General features: G+C 38.3%; 12 protein-coding genes. 2 read left to right on the top strand and 10 right to left on the bottom strand.

The annotated features are described in order from the left end of the window. Positions 1-88 precede the first annotated feature (88 nt). Positions 89-2,932 carry an XrtA/PEP-CTERM system TPR-repeat protein PrsT gene (gene prsT, locus KO495_RS12060; RefSeq protein ID WP_215980659.1) on the bottom strand — a complete coding sequence of 948 codons (2,844 nt, stop codon included), beginning with the start codon at positions 2,930-2,932 and terminating at the stop codon, positions 89-91. A gap of 69 nt (positions 2,933-3,001) precedes the next feature. Next, the gene (locus KO495_RS12065; RefSeq protein ID WP_215980660.1) at positions 3,002-3,394 is read right to left on the bottom strand and encodes a hypothetical protein; all 393 of its coding nucleotides are present in this window, start codon (positions 3,392-3,394) and stop codon (positions 3,002-3,004) included. 133 nt (positions 3,395-3,527) lie between these two features. On the opposite strand from KO495_RS12065, the gene KO495_RS12070 reads away from it, so the two are divergent. Further along, complete coding sequence (locus tag KO495_RS12070; RefSeq protein ID WP_215980661.1) at positions 3,528-4,022, top strand: RDD family protein; 495 nt, start codon at positions 3,528-3,530, stop codon at positions 4,020-4,022. Positions 4,023-4,060: 38 nt separating this feature from the next. Here KO495_RS12070 and KO495_RS12075 read toward each other — a convergent pair whose 3' ends face one another. From KO495_RS12075 to lptF, 8 genes are all read right to left on the bottom strand, one after another. After that, on the bottom strand, positions 4,061-5,092 hold the full coding sequence (locus KO495_RS12075) for a hypothetical protein (protein ID WP_215980662.1): 1,032 nt from the start codon (positions 5,090-5,092) through the stop codon (positions 4,061-4,063). 20 nt (positions 5,093-5,112) lie between these two features. Further along, complete coding sequence (locus tag KO495_RS12080) at positions 5,113-6,063, bottom strand: hypothetical protein (RefSeq protein WP_215980663.1); 951 nt, start codon at positions 6,061-6,063, stop codon at positions 5,113-5,115. Between the two features lie 20 nt (positions 6,064-6,083). Beyond that, positions 6,084-7,034 (bottom strand): hypothetical protein, encoded by a 951-nt coding sequence (locus KO495_RS12085; protein WP_215980664.1) that lies wholly within the window; start codon positions 7,032-7,034, stop codon positions 6,084-6,086. A 14-nt stretch (positions 7,035-7,048) separates the two neighbouring features. Then, entirely contained in the window at positions 7,049-10,129 is a 3,081-nt protein-coding gene (locus KO495_RS12090; protein ID WP_215980665.1) for a toxin VasX, read from the bottom strand. Positions 10,130-10,144: 15 nt separating this feature from the next. After that, positions 10,145-10,801 (bottom strand): peptidoglycan-binding protein, encoded by a 657-nt coding sequence (locus tag KO495_RS12095; protein ID WP_215980666.1) that lies wholly within the window; start codon positions 10,799-10,801, stop codon positions 10,145-10,147. A 45-nt stretch (positions 10,802-10,846) separates the two neighbouring features. Next, positions 10,847-12,025 (bottom strand): hypothetical protein, encoded by a 1,179-nt coding sequence (locus tag KO495_RS12100; RefSeq protein WP_354668384.1) that lies wholly within the window; start codon positions 12,023-12,025, stop codon positions 10,847-10,849. Positions 12,026-12,249: 224 nt separating this feature from the next. Then, entirely contained in the window at positions 12,250-13,317 is a 1,068-nt protein-coding gene (lptG, locus tag KO495_RS12105; protein WP_215980668.1) for an LPS export ABC transporter permease LptG, read from the bottom strand. Then, positions 13,317-14,483 (bottom strand): LPS export ABC transporter permease LptF, encoded by a 1,167-nt coding sequence (lptF, locus tag KO495_RS12110; RefSeq protein ID WP_215980669.1) that lies wholly within the window; start codon positions 14,481-14,483, stop codon positions 13,317-13,319. The genes lptG and lptF overlap by 1 nt, the downstream gene beginning before the upstream one ends. A gap of 240 nt (positions 14,484-14,723) precedes the next feature. Here lptF and pepA point away from each other — a divergent pair, with 240 nt between their 5' ends. Then, a complete protein-coding gene (pepA, locus tag KO495_RS12115) occupies positions 14,724-16,229 on the top strand; it encodes a leucyl aminopeptidase (protein ID WP_215980670.1) in 1,506 nt (501 codons plus the stop codon). Positions 16,230-16,467 lie beyond the last annotated feature (238 nt).

Consider the following 16,467-nt stretch of genomic DNA (forward strand, 5'->3'; position numbering starts at 1 on the left):
TCGAACAAAATTTAACCGCGAAAAATCAACAGCCCCTAATCTAAAACAAAAGATACTGTTTACTCGTTAATTATTTTACCTGTACTTGCTAGCTTTTAATCTTTATTAGTAACTCGTTAATTACAGAGCGTAATTTATGTTGGGGTAATAAACTAGTTGCCTTTTGGTATGCCTGATATGCTTGTTCCTTACGCTCAAGTAATGTTAAAGCGTAAGCAAGATGATAATAAATTTCGCCATTTTGAGCATCACGAGCACTGGCTTCACGCAACAAACCTAGCCCCTGTTCAATATTGCCCGTTTGAACATGAAGCCAGCCAAGAGTGTCGTTTATCGCCGCATTTAACGGCATCAACTCGTAAGCTTTTTGAGCGTGGTTAATCGCAACGGTTAACTCTACAGCCTTGGGCTGCTCTGAAGTAAGCTGAATAACTTCTTTTTTTACTTCTTTCAAATATTTTGCAAGGTGATAGTTAGCCAAATTGTTTAAAAAGGCAGGGTTAGTATCTAAGTTTGGGTAATTTTCTAAGGTAGTAATAGCCAATGCTAAATCACCCTGCATCTCAGCTAAGGTACTTAACTGGGCAACGGCCCATTTATCACTAGGGGTATGTTCTAACCAGCTAACCAGTAAGGTGATTAACTGTTCTGTTTTTTCTTGCTGACTGTATAGTTGTGCTAATAGTTGTAATTGCTCTCTGCGTTTCTCATCTTGATAAAGCTCTTCAACAATTAATGTTGCTTGTTCAAATTGCTCTTGATTGATAAGTACATTAACTTTTAATGATAACCAAGATCGACTATTTTCATTCTCTTGCAATGCCGAATCTATAATAGTTAATGCTTTTTTATACTGCTGTTGGGCAATGTAGAGCCGTGTCTGTAATAACGGAGGTATAGGGTCTTGCTCTAAGCTTTGAATACGAGCTATCGTTTTAGCCGCTGCATTAGCGTCCATCACATCAAGCTGCGCTCCAGCTAATACAATAAGTTTTTTCGGCTCTTCATATAATAAACCGTACAGTATATTAAGTGATTTTTGCGCTTGAGCCTGTTCGCCTAGCTGAGCTTGTATTCTACTTTTAGTGAGTAACAACGCTTCGTTTAACGGGTAACCTTGTTCAAGCTGAGTTAATAAAGGTAATGCTAAATCAGGCTGTTTAGTGGCAATATATAAGTTAAGTAATGCTCGCCCTGTTTGAAAATTATTGTTAGCTGCCAAAGGTGTTAATAGTTTAATCGCTAATGGAAAGCGTCCTTGTTTGACCGCTAAATCGGCATAAAGCTGAAGCGCTAACGCATTATTTGGGTTAATGGTTAATAATTGTTGGTAATAGCTTTCAACTTCAGTCAATTTTTTTTGTTGTAAATAAACACCAGCAAGTGACAATATTGCAGGAGAAAAATTAGCATCAAGTGCGAGTGCTTGCTCAAAAAAGTAAATAGCTTCTTCACTATTTTCACGCGTTTTAAGTGATAACTCCCCCGCAAGTTGTAATACTTCAACTTTATCAGGGTATTCATTTAATAAGGCTTGTGTTGTTTGTTGAGCTTGCTCGAACAAACCTGCTTGCAACTGCATAAAACCTAATACCGTTTTATTTTGTAAACTACTGTTGATTTTTTCATTAGTTGCACTGCCGCTAGTGTTAGTTTTACTTAGCTCAGCAAGGGCCGTTTCTTGCTGCTCATTAGCTAATAAGCTGGCAATATAATGTTCGCTAATACGCTTGTTATCTGGAAAATTCTTATTCGCTTTTTCCAATAACGTTAACTGTTGAGTTAACAAGCCCGCTTGACGATAAATTTCACTCGCTAACACATACATCTCAACATCATTACTATTTTTTGCTAATGCTTTTTCAATGTGAAATTGCGCTTTTTCAATGTCTTGCTCTCTTAGCGCTAGAATGGCTAAATAACGGCGAGCACTTGAGTTTTCACCATATAAGTCAAGGTAACGCACAAACTGTTTCTTAGCTGAGTGGCTGTTTTGATTAATGAAATCTACCGTTGCTGACAGTAATAAAACGTCTTGATCGTCTTTATGTCTATTATCTACACCCGATAGTTGCTGCTTAACCTCTGATAAAATGATGCGAGCTTGTTTAGTATTACCTTGCTGAGCAACAATAGAAGAATGCAATAATTTAGCATAAGGGTCATAAGGAGAGCTTTCGCGTAACTTCAATGTTATCGCTAACGCTAACGCCAATTCATTTTGTGCTAAATATAAACCCGCTTGTGAAAATAATGCTTGTTTGTTGTGTTCATCAAGTGAAAGTACTAAAGAAATAAACTGTTGAGCTTGCTGATATTGATTAAGTTTTTTATAAAGTTCAGCATTAAGTAGTAAAGCTGGAATATAAGTGTCGTCAATCAGTAAGGCTTTATTTAATGACTGTTGGGCGTTATCGGTATTTTCATTGCGGTACCACAAATCAGCTAAAGCGGTGTGATATTGCGCGCTATTTTCCTGCATGTTAATCGCTTGCTGATAAGCGCTTAATGCCAGGTCATACTTTAATAAGGCTTTATAAGCATTACCTTGAAAGTAATAATATTGCGCATCAGTATTTAAATGTTTTTGCGCTGTTAATAAGGCTAACGCCTCTTCATTTTTATCGAGTAATAATTTTACCTCAACCAACGACATGGTAACCGCATAAGAGTCGGCATGAAGAATTTTAGCTTGTTCAAACTCTTTTTCTGCCGACTTTAAGTTACCCGTTTTTAGTAATATATTACCGAGTAATAAACGCGCAGGTAAGTAATCTAAATCTTGCTGTAAGCTGTTTTTCACCGCAATTTCAGCTTCAGCTAGTTTATCTTCATTTAATAACTGTAAGGCATGTTCGTAGTGTTTTACAGCCTCGGTTGCCAATGCTGTACAAGAAAGGGTTAATAAAGCCGAAAAGAGTAAAAAACGCATTAATTTATATCCATTAAAAAACCACAATATCGAAAACAGTCAGTACACCTAATCACCTTTGAGTAAACACTAACTAAGTATGTCTTGTAACCACTGTTTAGCTTCTTCGTCTGAGGTGAAAAATTTAAAATTCAACCCCGCTTGCTCATAAGCTTTTGTACATAAACTTTTGGTCGAGTTAGGTACATCACTACCTGCTAAGTTTATGGCAACCGCTTTAGTATTACCTTTTTTTAAAAAGGCAACATGATAATCTAAAGCCTCGGCAACACTTATTGCTTCACCCAGAGGAACTAACAGTACGGCATAGTTATTAAAATCAACCAATGTCACTGCTGCTATTAGATCTTGATGTAATAAGTGAAAGTATTCAATATTCCACGGACCAACACTACGAATAGTAATGATATTATTTTCAACAGTAATCTCTTTCGCGCCATGTACTGAAAATGCAGTAGACATATTTATCCTTCAATTTGTCAATAATCGATAACAGTAAAAGAAACCATTTTACGCTAGCTCAGGAAGATACTCAATTAAGATAATTTTTGTTAAACTAGCGCAAACCTTTCACTTTCATTTAAATTGAGATTTCATGGAAAATGCTATAACTGAGTCTTTCCCGCGCGCAGGATTTCGCCGACGCTTTGCCTCCTGGGTTTATGATTTACTAATTATTATTGCGATATTTATGCTATCTGGTTATGTCTGCGTTGCACTCTTTGTTTTGCTTGATCACCTTGGCCTTATTAATATTGTTCGTAATGACTTTGATATAGACTGGAACGCTTCACATGTAATGTACCGCATTGCTTTTAATAGCTGGGGAGTAGCTTGGGTTTGTGGCTTTTTCATTTACTTTTGGTCACGAAAAGGACAAACACTTGGTATGAGAGCCTGGCGTTTACGCGTACAAAATCTTGACGGTTCACTGATCAGCTCAAAAACAGCAATTAAACGTTTATTAACAACCCTATTCGGTTTGGGCAATATTACCGTATTATTTGATCGAAAAAACAAACTGAGCTTACAAGACCGATTAACCACTACTGAAGTGGTCGTATTATCGCTTGAAGCTAATAGTGATTGATTATACAAAAGCTCGTGAGTAAGTGACAATTACATAACTTACTCACTCCCGTTATTATGCTGGGCCTTATTGTTATCACCTCTCAAGGCTCTTTTCATGCGCATACTCATGCTGATATCCATACCGCTGGCAGAAGGCAAGTTGTCTTTATCAAGCGGGATATCTGTATCATTCTCTGACAAATGCGTTAATATCGCATTAAGCTGCTGGTCAAAGTCTTTTGGTTTTTCATCATCAAAAAATGCAAAGGGTTTGTCATCGGTTTGCCACTGTTCATGCTGCGGCATTACATGCTCACGGCCATACTCCATAAATTGACAAATAAACGCCAATACCGGCTCGTACACATCACTGCCGTTGTAATAAGGGTTATGGCGCGGTTGTACCATAAAATTAGCCCATTGCATGTTGTTGTGTTTATCAAAACCACGTGTCTGGATACGCATCATTTGAAAGTCTTCATAAACCCGTAAACCTTTAAAGTGCTGGGCGCGTACCTTGCCTTTGTACCAGAGGTAGACAATTTGTTTATCACGATCAAACACCATTGGCGCTTGTCGCTTAAAGCGAATAATAAAGAACAACAAAAGTGGAATGGTAATAACGTAAAAAACTAAAAATGAAATGTCTTTTTTAAGGCGATAAGTACCGCCAACTTTGGTAGTTGTATAATAGCGATGGTGCATATAATTACTTAATGATAGCTCTCCATTCTCATCTAACATATCGTAGGTTCGTTTATGAATAGGGTGAATGTTAGAAGATGAAAAATAATTCTCTCCATGCTCTTGTTTATAAAGTTTAACCCTACGCTGCGTCGTGTCTTCTCTTGCTTGCCATGAACCACATAGATCTTCAACATTTAAATATACAGTAAATAAAATCATTAATAATAGTGGGATCAGTCCCATATTACGGGCTTTCATAGAATTATTACTAAGCTTACAAAGGTGCTTATCTACATACACTATCGGTATTGGCGGCGGTGTCTCTTTAGTGAGTTGAAAGCTAAGTAGTGCTTTCAACTTATTTACTAAAGGTATTGGATAATGGTGTTTAATCAAAGGCATTGTTTTTTACTTAACCGTATTCATGCTGGAGGAATAGGCAAGTTGTCTTTATCAAGCGGGATATCTGTATCATTCTCTGATAAATGCGTTAATATCGCATTAAGCTGCTGGTCAAAGTCTTTTGGTTTTTCATCATCAAAAAATGCAAAGGGTTTGTCATCGGTTTGCCATTGTTCATGCTGCGGCATTACATGCTCACGGCCATATTCCATAAATTGACAAATAAATGCCAATACCGGCTCGTACGCATCACTGCCGTTGTAATAAGGGTTGTGGCGAGGTTGCACCATAAAATTAGCCCATTGCATGTTGTTGTGTTTATCAAAACCACGTATCTGAATACGCATCATTTGAAAGTCTTCATAAACCCGTAAATCTTGAAAGTGCTGGGCGCGTACCTTGCCTTTGTACCAGAGGTAGACAATTTGTTTATCACGATCAAACACCATTGGCGCTTGTCGCTTAAAGCGAATAATAAAGAACAACAAAAGTGGAATGGTAATAACGTAAAAGACTAAAAATGAAATGTCTTTTTTGTAAAAATAACTTCCATAAGCTGTATGTTTTTTACTGTAACGAGCATACAAGTAGCTTTTAAACGTCAACTCACCACTTTCATCTAGTAAGTTATACCACTTTAAGTGTATTGGATTCACTTCTATACTACTAAAATAATCCTCTCCATATTTTTTTTTATATAATTCAACGCTATCAATAGTTGAACTCTCTCTAGCACTCCAGCTTTTCAATAAATTATTGCCATTTAAATATGCAGTAAATAACACCATTAACAACAATGGGATCAGTCCCATATTACGGGCTTTCATAGAATTATTACTAAGCTTACACAGGTGCTTATCTACATACACTATCGGTGCTGGCGGCGGCGCCTCTTTAGTGAGTTGAAAGCTAAGTAGCGCTTTCAACTTATTTACTAAAGGTATTGGGTAATGGTGTTTTATCAAAGGCATTGTTTTTTATTTAACCGTATTCATGCTGGAGGAATAGGCAAGTTGTCTTTATCTAGCGGAATGTCGGTGTCGTTTTCTGATAAATGTGTTAACACCGCATTTAATTGCTGCTCAAAGTCTTTTGGTTTTTCATCATCAAAAAATGCAAAGGGTTTTTCATCTGATTGCCATTGTTCATGCTGTGGCATAACATGCTCGCGGCCATATTCCATAAATTGACATATAAATGCCAATACCGGCTCGTACGCATCACTGCCGTTGTAATAAGGGTTATGGCGCGGTTGCACCATAAAATTAGCCCATTGCATGTTGTTGTGTTTATCAAAACCACGTATCTGAATACGCATCATTTGAAAGTCTTCATAAACCCGTAAATCTTGAAAGTGCTGGGCGCGTACCTTGCCTTTGTACCAGAGGTAGACAATTTGTTTATCTCGATCGAATATCATAGGTGCTTGGCGTTTAAAACGAATAATAAAGAACAACAAAAGTGGAATGGTAATAACGTAAAAAACTAAAAATGAAATGTCTTTTTTAAGGCGATAAGTACCGCCAACTTTGGCCGTTGTATAATAACGATAATGCATATAATTACTTAATGATAGCTGTCCATTTTCGTCTAACATATCGTAATTTCGCTTATCTATAGGGTGAACTTGTGGAGATACAAAGTAATTTTCGCCATATTCACGTTTATAAAATCTAATTTTGTGTTGTGTCGACTTCTCCTTTTTCTCCCAACCAATACAGAAATCATCAACATTTAAATATGTAGTAAATAAAATAATTAATAACAATGGGATCAGTCCCATATTACGGGCTTTCATTGAATTATTACTAAGCTTACAAAGATGCTTATCTACATACACTATCGGTTTGGGTGGCGGCGCTTCTTTAGTGAGTTGAAAGCTAAGTAGCGCTTTCAACTTATTTACTAAAGGTATTGGATAATGGTGTTTAATCAAAGCCATAAAAACCTCTTTTATTAATGCGTTTCAGGCATAAAATTATCATCAAGCATGCCTATAATAGCCCCATCAACCAATTGATTTTCAACTAAATAGCGTTTGGGTACGATAGCTCCTGGTGATGGCTCGTAATACCAATATAAAAAAACCTCCTTTTCATGTTCAAGGGTTAAGGTAAATTGTGTAAGCCCTGAGTTAAAGGTATGTTTTATGGCATTGAACTGTTGTTTTAAGCTTTGGGTTAATTGCAAATCAACCTCACGCACGGTTACGTATGGGCTAAAGTCGCTAGTGCTATTACTGAGAGTATTTGGTTTGATGATGCCATCAGACAACACTCTTTTATTAACTCTTACTTCAAAGTAAAGCTGTGAAATACCTAGTCTAAAATTAGGTAAGGTAAAGTTATAGTCAGACTTATCGTCTTTATGTTCAAGAGTTAATGATGGACGATTAAATATATTCTCAAACTCTTGCAGCTCAACTTGATAGGCACTCGAGACTCTTTGTTCTTTATATATAGTAGAAGCTTCTTTGAGCCTATCATTAATAGATGGTCTTTCATCTTCAGTTATCCAAAACGCATATTTACTACCATTTCCCCAAAAACAATTTGCTAGTAATAGCTCTAAATCATTTTTACCAAAGATAAAGGTCATACTAATACCTGCACCTATAGCGATTAAACCACCTATGAGCAATAATATACTGACAGGCGCGCCGCCGATTGTAGCAGCTGAAACACCGCTAGCATAAAGTGCACTAGAGCCAAAAAATATCACTTGTGTTGCTAATGCAGCAGAGCCTGCCATGGTAATTAAGTGCCCATAAGCTTCTTCGTCACTGCCAACATTAAAGGCATTTATAGCACTCATGGTTGAACTAACCGCACCCGCTATGTTAGCTACTAAAATAAGCCGTGTGGTGGCTTTACCAGCTAAAAACACCCCCAATGACTTGTTTAAATTTTTTGCCAGTGGCTTTAATGCTTGCATGGCTTTGGGCTGCAATAATTTAGGTTGAGCTTGAACCGCCTTATGCCCCATTTTAATTGTGTCACTACCAATGGTGGCAATATCAACGGTTAAAGCCGATAGAATACTAGTCCAGGTCATGACCGTTTGAAACGTTGAATGACTCTTTAGTGGGTTAGTGCTATCAAGACGATTCTGATGAATAAGATCGTTCATTGCAGCAATATTAAAATAAGCACTGAGCCCAGCAAAACTTCCATCAACAAGAATCGCTATTTTACTGGCGTTACTGTAAGGGCTGTGTACAAACGCATAGTTATTGTAATTACGAGCATCAACTTTAATTTCAGATAAGGTAATGAGTGTTGGTAACTTTGCATCTTTTATAGCTTCTACCCAGTCAAATGCCGTTTGCGCCACCTTAATTTTACGTTCGGCACTGCCGACATAACGCTCAGCAGTTTGTGGGTTGCTAACTCGTAAATGCTGATTTAAATTTGCATCACGTATAGTTTTATTTATTAGTTTCTCTAGTTGTTGCTCGGTTAGGGCTACTTTTTTATCAAGTATTTGTACACCGTACACCCCTAAAATGGCTGGCACTACTTTGTTGGCAATATAGTTAAGCCCTGCTCCTGCACTTAACCCGAATAATTTTTTTGCGTAGTCCATACTGACTTTAGTGGGTGAATACACTTTAGAAATAATAGGGGCCATTATATTGAGCATAAGCCTGTCTATTACCTGTAAAGTGTTTGCGGTAAAGTCGGTACCCTTTTGCGGCTGAGTGATGATGGGTCTTAAAAAATGATACCAAAACATAGCCATTGGTGAGGAATTGTCATTGTTTTCGGCTTGTTCTGCGCCGTCAATAAATAATTTTTCAAGGGCTTTGTTTCCGGGTTCTGATGCTAACATTCCGGCAAACATATCAGTGCACACATCACACAATTTAACAAGCTCATTTTCTTGTTCAGCATTTTGCTCTGGCTCTGCAAAAAAACTCTTTAAGTAGGTATTTAAGCTGCCTACTTGATTTTGATGTTCAGCAGCTCCCATAAATGCTTTATATAAATCAACAAACTCTTGCTGGCGTGCTAAATAATTTTGCTGGTTTTCATCCATTTCTTGCCAGTAGTTGCCGTGCTCTTGCCAGTTAATATTTTCTGCTAAGGCTTCTTTAATCTCTTCATCTTTACTGCTTCGTAGTGCCTGTACGAAGGAGCCTATTGTATATGGATAAACATTTTGTGCTGACTCGGCTTGCTGTAAAATGCAAAGCTGAGCATGTGCCAATGCAATATCTTTTTGTCGTCCCACTGGGTCAAATAATGCAACAATTTTAGATTTTTCAGAAAAGCGTAAGGTATGATTAATGCGTAACGAAATATGATCTGCGTCAAGTTCGTATGAGTGCTCGGTAGTTAAATTTTCTAAGTTTAATTCTTCTTGGTTAGCTTTTTCACTGGCTTGTACTTGTAAAAATCGATCTTTCCTATCTCGATAATCTTCAATTAACTTCCATAAATTAGACTCTGTAACCGGAATAAAGTCTTGCCCTTGGTCTTGTTGTAAGTCAATTAGCTGCATACATTCGCGGCGAAAATTTACATCACTTTGAATTTTGTCAATAATATCAAGTGCTAATTCATGCTCGGTGTAAACAATTGAGACTTTTTTAACGTCTTCGCTAGCAAAGACAAATCCATAGCTACCGTCGCTTGATGATGCGCACTTGTTGTTTGTATCAATTTCAATACCTTGCGATGCATCAATACCATTTTTAAATTTATATTTAATAAAATGCTCTGATGCTACTCCTTTCTCATCTTTACGTTTTTCATATTTAAAAATATGTAATTTGTCAGAAGCCGGGTCATCGTCGTCACATAAGTAAATCCAACCCTTACGTAATAAACGAACAATATAACCTTGACCCTCTTTAATTGTTCTTGCGTAGAGTAAATTGTATAGTTCAACGGGAATGGCACTGTTACTTAATGTTTCTTCAAAAAAATTGGCATAAGCATAACGTACGGGGTAAATGGGCGTTACTTTCTTCCCTACTATCAATTTGTTGGTTTTGTTAACCGCCATTGCTAAGTTATTAGTGGCTGCGTTCATTTTATTTCCCTGCTATTAATATCCGTATACTTGCTTTAATTTAGCTTTAGTTTTTTTTCCTGCTATGGCGTCTACTTCTAAGCCATGTACAAACTGAAAACCTTTGACACCCGCTTTAGTTTTTGCGCCATTAATGCCATCAACTTTACCGCAGTCAAACCCTAATAAATTACAACGCGCTTGCACGCCTGAAAGTGTATCAACTGGGTCTAACTCCCCCACTTGTGCGGTAAAACTTTTACTGGGTGTGGTTTCGCCTTCTTTAAGGTATAAATCGATCTGGGCAGTAAGCGTATCATTTTCATTTAGTTCAACTTCAACTAAGCCGTCTGTCGGTAACACTGTATCGATAGTTTGACTGCCAATGTTAAGTACAATACGTTTTCCGGTAATATCGCGACCATCTTCATAAAACACTTTTAAGCGAAAATATTCTTTTTCGTTTTGTACGACAAAGGTGTTGATGCTACTAGCACGTAGTGGCATAAACTTTTCTTTTTTAGCGGGTATGGTGATGATATCGCCCGGAAAAATTAAATTAGGATCAGGGCGTAGTGCTTTAAATTCAGCATTACTGGGGTGGTTATACAAGGCGGTTGAGGTTTTATAACCATATTGGCGTGCTATGCGTAGCAGTGTTTCGCCTTGTGCGACGGTATGTTGCTGTGTCATTAATATATCCTTATATTTTACTTACCTAAATTGCTTTAGCTGAGTTTAGGTAATATTGCCTACAGACCAATCGTGATCGGCGAGTTCAAAAAAGCTGACTTTGGCGTTTTCAAAATCAGGGCCTGAGACATTGGCATAGCCATTTTGATCAAGTTGACCGGTAATAACATGGCCGTTGCGTAAACGAATGTTGTAACCCATGTTGGCTTGCGGCTCACCTAGTTCGTCGAGTAATTCAATTTCGTAGGCAAAAGTAGGCTCTTCAATGGTAAAGGCGCTAGTATCTACAGCGCCACTTGCATTAACGGCTACGGTGTACTCTCCAGGCTCTACTACAATGTAATGTTGCCAAAATGACAGTTCATCGGGACGCTTTTTTTCAAGTTGAATCGTGGTTTCGCCACTGGTTGGCCCTTGCCACTGAATATGCACGCTGCGACTGTTAGTGCTACCACCTTCAATGTTGAGTTTCCAACCACTCGGCACTAATAGGTTAGTGCCCGTTGGTGCAGGGTTACGCTCGCTACAACCTAGGTTGTAATCATAAATTAAATTAGCATTTTTATAGCCAGTGTAGAACTGTGCGAGTTGTTCTACGTTTTCAGAGGCTTGCAAAACATGATAAATAAAATTTTGTCGCACCTGATGAGTCGCTTTTAATAACATAGTGCTATTAATTTCAGGCTTGTAAATATTTACCGTAGGTGAATAGCTTTGCTCTGTTGGGCTCTGCGCTTGATTTTGTGCATATTGATGTCGCAGCATTTCTGCTCGCTGCTGCAAAAAGTCTGTTTGCGCTTGGCTTAAGTTACTGGCAGGTGTCGCTACATTACTAGCAGGGTGACTACTATTAGTTACTTGAGCTAATGAGGCATTACCTGTTATGGCATTATTGGCGGTAGAGCCGGCATATTTAGGTGTGTTATCAATTTTTTTAGGATAAATAGCAAGACCTTGCTCTGCTTGCTTAAATTGATTGTAAGTTACTTTTTGCCAAGTTTTCGTTTTAGCCCAAAATTGACAGGCTGGATTGTAGCGATATGTGGTTACTTGATGTTTATCAAGTACGCCGTATTGATTATCAACTAATAAACGTTGCAGTTTTTTTGGCAGCAAGCATAACTGACTTCGGCTTAGATAAGCGAAGTGAAGTGTTGGCTCTTGGGGCTCTGGTGTTTCAAAACTATTATTATTGGCAAAAAAATATGGTGTGGTATGGTTCACCGGATCCTTGGTGAGCATCAGCATCCTCGCTTCTGTTGTTTGTACGGTTGTTACGTAAACCGTTATTATTTTTCAAAAATGACGCCGTAGCATCAATAACAAAAAATTTTAGCGTTGAAATATAAAGAAATTAGCGCAATTAATCCAGCTAAAATATTGATTATCTTCTTTAGTTAACCCTAACACGAGTTAACGCTCCCTCCTCCTTGTGGCATAAATGCTGGTTACACCGCTTTTTTCTTAATAACGTACCAGGCACCACCTACAAATAACAAGCTAGGAACTGTAGCGCCAAATAATGCGGGAAGTTGGTACACTAAACTTAACGAGCCTAACACTTCATTACAAACAAAAAACAACAATCCTGTAAATACGCCCATCATGATGCGAGCACCCATAGAAACAGAGCGCAACGGACCAAAAATAAAAGACAGAGCTACCAACAGCATCACGGCAACAGTAAATGGCTGCATTATTTTACGCCAAAAAGCGAGCTGGTAACGGCTAGGGTCTTGCGCATTAGCTTCTAAGTAATCAAGGTAATCAATTAAACCACGTAACGATAATGACTCTGGCGTTACGGTAACCACGCCTAGCTTTTTAGGTGTTAGTGATGACTGCCAAACTTGCTCGTCTAACTGCTCGGTAATCACTTCCGTTGCTGTAACTTGTGTATTAATAACATCGGTGAGTCGCCATGAGTCACCCAAGTACACTGCACTTTGCGCCGACAGCCAACTATCAAGTTTCAATTGCTCATTAAAGCGATAAATCTGTACTTTTTTCAATTTACCTTGGTCTTGTACTTCACCAATATTGACAAAGTAATCGCCATCTTTCGCCCAGACGCCATTTTTAGAGGAGATTAAACTGCCTCCCGATATTGCCTGAGCTCTAATTTCACGCGCTTTTGCTTCACCGCTTGGCGCTAGCCACTCCCCTACTGCCATGCTAACCAAAATAAGTAATACCGCAGTCTTCATTACCGACTTAATAATGTCTAACTTTGATAAGCCTGCCGCCTGCATTACCACCAGCTCACTGTTACTCGCCAGCATACCTATACCAATTAAGCCGCCAATTAGCGCCGACATTGGGAAAAATATTTCAATATCACGAGGAATAGCGTACAGCACATATAAGGCGGCATGGGATAAGTCATAATTACCACGACCAACCGCTCGCATTTGTTCCACAAACTTAATAATGCCGCTGACACTAACAAAAACCGCTAAGGTAATAAAAGTGGTTGAAGTAATAACGCGACCAATATAAAAATCTAAAATACGCATTAATTAACCTTAGTGTTAAGCGTGTCGTCACGCTGTTTTCTTTTCATTTTCGGCAGTCTAGCTTTTATTTTCCGACCACTAGTACGTTCTTTCATTAAGAGCATAATTCCCATAAATAAGCCGCTAATATGAATTGGCCATAAGCCTACCTCACTGGGTATAACTCCCTTTTCAATACTCGATCGCATTGCGGTTAATAATAAGAAATATCCTAAAAACAACATTAATGCTGGCAACATTTTCGCAAACTTACCTTGCCTAGGATTAACTACACTTAGCGGCACCGCAATAAAGGTTAAAATAAGGCATGCTAATGGAAAGGCAATACGCCACTGTATTGTTGCTCGGTATTCACCTTCTAACTCTGGGGTACTTTCTGTTAATAACTGCTGGGTGGTTAAGGCACTAAGCTTACGATGCTTGTGCTCAACTTCTTGATCTTTAATTTGAATATAATATTTATCAAAATTAACTGATTGAAACTCATTGGTAACTGGGTCGCTATGATAACGGGTGCCATTATCCAGCACTAATCGTTGTGAGCCGAGTTCATCTTCAAATACTTGCCCTTGTGACGAATACACTAAACTGGCATTAATAATACTGTGCTCACTATTTTTTTCATCAGGCAGTTGTGCAACAAATACTTTATTGAAACTGTTATTTTCACGACTTTTATCATGAATAAATACCACGGCATCTTGGTTACCTGTTTGTTGGAATCGGCCTGCAACTAAAGCACTTAGCCCAGAGTCAGCGGCAAGTTCTTCTTGTACTTTATATTGGTATTCAGACGCCATTGGCGCTAAATACAAGGTAAAAATTCCCGTTAAAATCGCCGTAATAAACGCAAGTACTAGGGTGACTCTCACCACATACCACTCACTTACCCCACAAGCATGTAATACGGTCATTTCACTATCAGCATAAATACGGCCATAAGCGAGCAGCACCCCCAAAAATAAACTGAGTGGTAGCATCATGCCTGCTAAGTCTGGCACTTTAAGTGCGATAAAGGTCATTACCAGTTGACCCGGGATACTACCGTCTGACGCGTCACCTAAGTAACGAACAAATTTTTGGCTGATGAAAATAGTCATTAAGACTAAAAAAACCGCGAGTTGGGTTTTAGCCACTTCTTTTAATAAATAACGAAAAATGATCACAAAAAGATCCCATAAAAACTTAGTTTTTTTCTGACATACTGGCAATTTTTAAGTAAACTTGTCGTTTTCATAAGTAAAGTATAAAGTCAGTAGCTAAGAAGTATTGATAAATGCGGCTATAATTATAGCCCTTAGCAATAGAGATTGAATAGACAAGAGTGCTATTTTTTACTTATTTTAGCAAGTTAAAGCAAATAAACTTGCTAGTTTCCCCAAAATTCAATTGTAAAAGGAAAAGTCATGGAGTTCAGTGTAAAAAGCGGCAGCCCAGAAAAACAGCATAGTGCTTGTATTGTTGTTGGTGTTTTTGAACCTCGCAGACTTAGCGGAACCGCTGAGCAATTAGATGAAATCAGCGAAGGCTACATCAGCAACCTTTTGCGTAAAGGTGATTTAGAAGGTAAATCAGGTCAGATGTTATTACTACATCATGTACCTAACATGTTAAGTGAACGTGTTTTACTTGTTGGTTGTGGTAAAGAACGTGAACTAGACGAACGTCAATACCGTCAAATTATTACTAAAACAATTAATACCCTAAATGAAACGGGTGCCATGGAAGCTGTATGCTTCTTATCAGAGTTACACGTTAAAGGTCGTGATATCTACTGGAAAATTCGTCAAGCGGTTGAAGCGGCTCAAGATAGCTTATACACCTTCGATAGTTTGAAAACACGTAAAGCCGAATTACGTCGCCCATTAAGAAAAATGGCGTTTAAAGTGCCTACTCGCCGTGAGTTACCTATTGGTGAACGCGCAATAGCACACGCACTAGCAATTGCTGAAGGGGTAACAACCTGTAAAAACGTTGCCAATATGCCGCCAAATATTTGCAATCCAGCCTATTTAGCTGAACAAGCAAAAATTTTAGAAAACGACTACGACAATGTAACTACAACCATTGTTGGCGAGCAAGAAATGGAAGAGTTAGGTATGGGTTCATACTTAGCGGTAGGCCGTGGTTCAGCAAACGAATCGCAAATGAGCATTATTAAATACAATGGTGCTGGCGACGATTCAAAACCGCTAGTACTTGTAGGTAAAGGCTTAACATTTGATAGTGGTGGTATTTCATTAAAGCCAGGCTTAGGTATGGATGAAATGAAATATGACATGGGTGGTGCCGCGGGCGTATTAGGCGCTATGCACTCATTAGCAGAGTTACAGCTACCCATTAATGTTATCGGCGTTTTAGCTGGCTGTGAAAATATGCCGGGTAGTAACGCTTACCGACCAGGTGATATTTTAACCACTATGTCGGGTCAAACCGTTGAAGTACTAAATACCGATGCTGAAGGTCGCTTAGTTTTATGTGACGCTTTAACTTACGTTGAGCGTTTCGATCCTGAATTAGTGATTGATGTAGCAACCCTAACTGGTGCTTGTGTTGTCGCATTGGGCGCACACGCAACAGGTTTATTAAGTAACCACAACCCACTGGCGAATGAATTATTGAATGCGTCAGAGCAAAGTGGTGACAGAGCATGGCGTTTGCCATTGTGGGATGACTATCAAGAACAGCTTGAGAGTCCTTTTGCAGACTTTACCAACTTAGGTGGTAAAGAAGCAGGTACCATAACAGCGGCTTGTTATTTATCTAAATTTACCAAAAAATACAATTGGGCACATTTAGATATTGCTGGCACCGCATGGCGTGGTGGAAAAAACAAAGGTTCAACTGGGCGCCCAGTAAGTATGCTAACGCAGTTTTTATTAAACCGTTCAGGTCAAGAGCAAGGCGAATAATTACTTACTAGCAGCTTAATCAATAATAAGTTAATGCACTATTTTCATAAAATAAGGCATTAACTTATTTTGCGTTAAAAGCGAGTATTTATTATCTAACTTGAACTCGGTTTAAGAGATGCTTAAAAAATTGAATTATAAGAAAAATTATCTTCTGAATCACTAGCTTGATAGTTTTTATTTTTTCCATAGGATAAGCAAGGCAATTTCGTGTCAATAGCTGGCCTATTGCAAGTAA

It is taken from the genome of Colwellia sp. D2M02, from assembly GCF_018860755.1.
GTDB lineage: Bacteria > Pseudomonadota > Gammaproteobacteria > Enterobacterales > Alteromonadaceae > Colwellia > Colwellia asteriadis.

Coding starts and splice junctions, on each gene's coding strand:
- lptG (WP_215980668.1), bottom strand. CDS start 13,317: ATGCGTATTTTAGATTTTTATATTGGTCGCGTTATTACTTCAACCACT.
- KO495_RS12080 (WP_215980663.1), bottom strand. CDS start 6,063: ATGCCTTTGATAAAACACCATTACCCAATACCTTTAGTAAATAAGTTG.
- KO495_RS12090 (WP_215980665.1), bottom strand. CDS start 10,129: ATGAACGCAGCCACTAATAACTTAGCAATGGCGGTTAACAAAACCAAC.
- KO495_RS12070 (WP_215980661.1), top strand. CDS start 3,528: ATGGAAAATGCTATAACTGAGTCTTTCCCGCGCGCAGGATTTCGCCGA.
- pepA (WP_215980670.1), top strand. CDS start 14,724: ATGGAGTTCAGTGTAAAAAGCGGCAGCCCAGAAAAACAGCATAGTGCT.
- KO495_RS12065 (WP_215980660.1), bottom strand. CDS start 3,394: ATGTCTACTGCATTTTCAGTACATGGCGCGAAAGAGATTACTGTTGAA.
- KO495_RS12085 (WP_215980664.1), bottom strand. CDS start 7,034: ATGGCTTTGATTAAACACCATTATCCAATACCTTTAGTAAATAAGTTG.
- prsT (WP_215980659.1), bottom strand. CDS start 2,932: ATGCGTTTTTTACTCTTTTCGGCTTTATTAACCCTTTCTTGTACAGCA.
- KO495_RS12075 (WP_215980662.1), bottom strand. CDS start 5,092: ATGCCTTTGATTAAACACCATTATCCAATACCTTTAGTAAATAAGTTG.
- KO495_RS12095 (WP_215980666.1), bottom strand. CDS start 10,801: ATGACACAGCAACATACCGTCGCACAAGGCGAAACACTGCTACGCATA.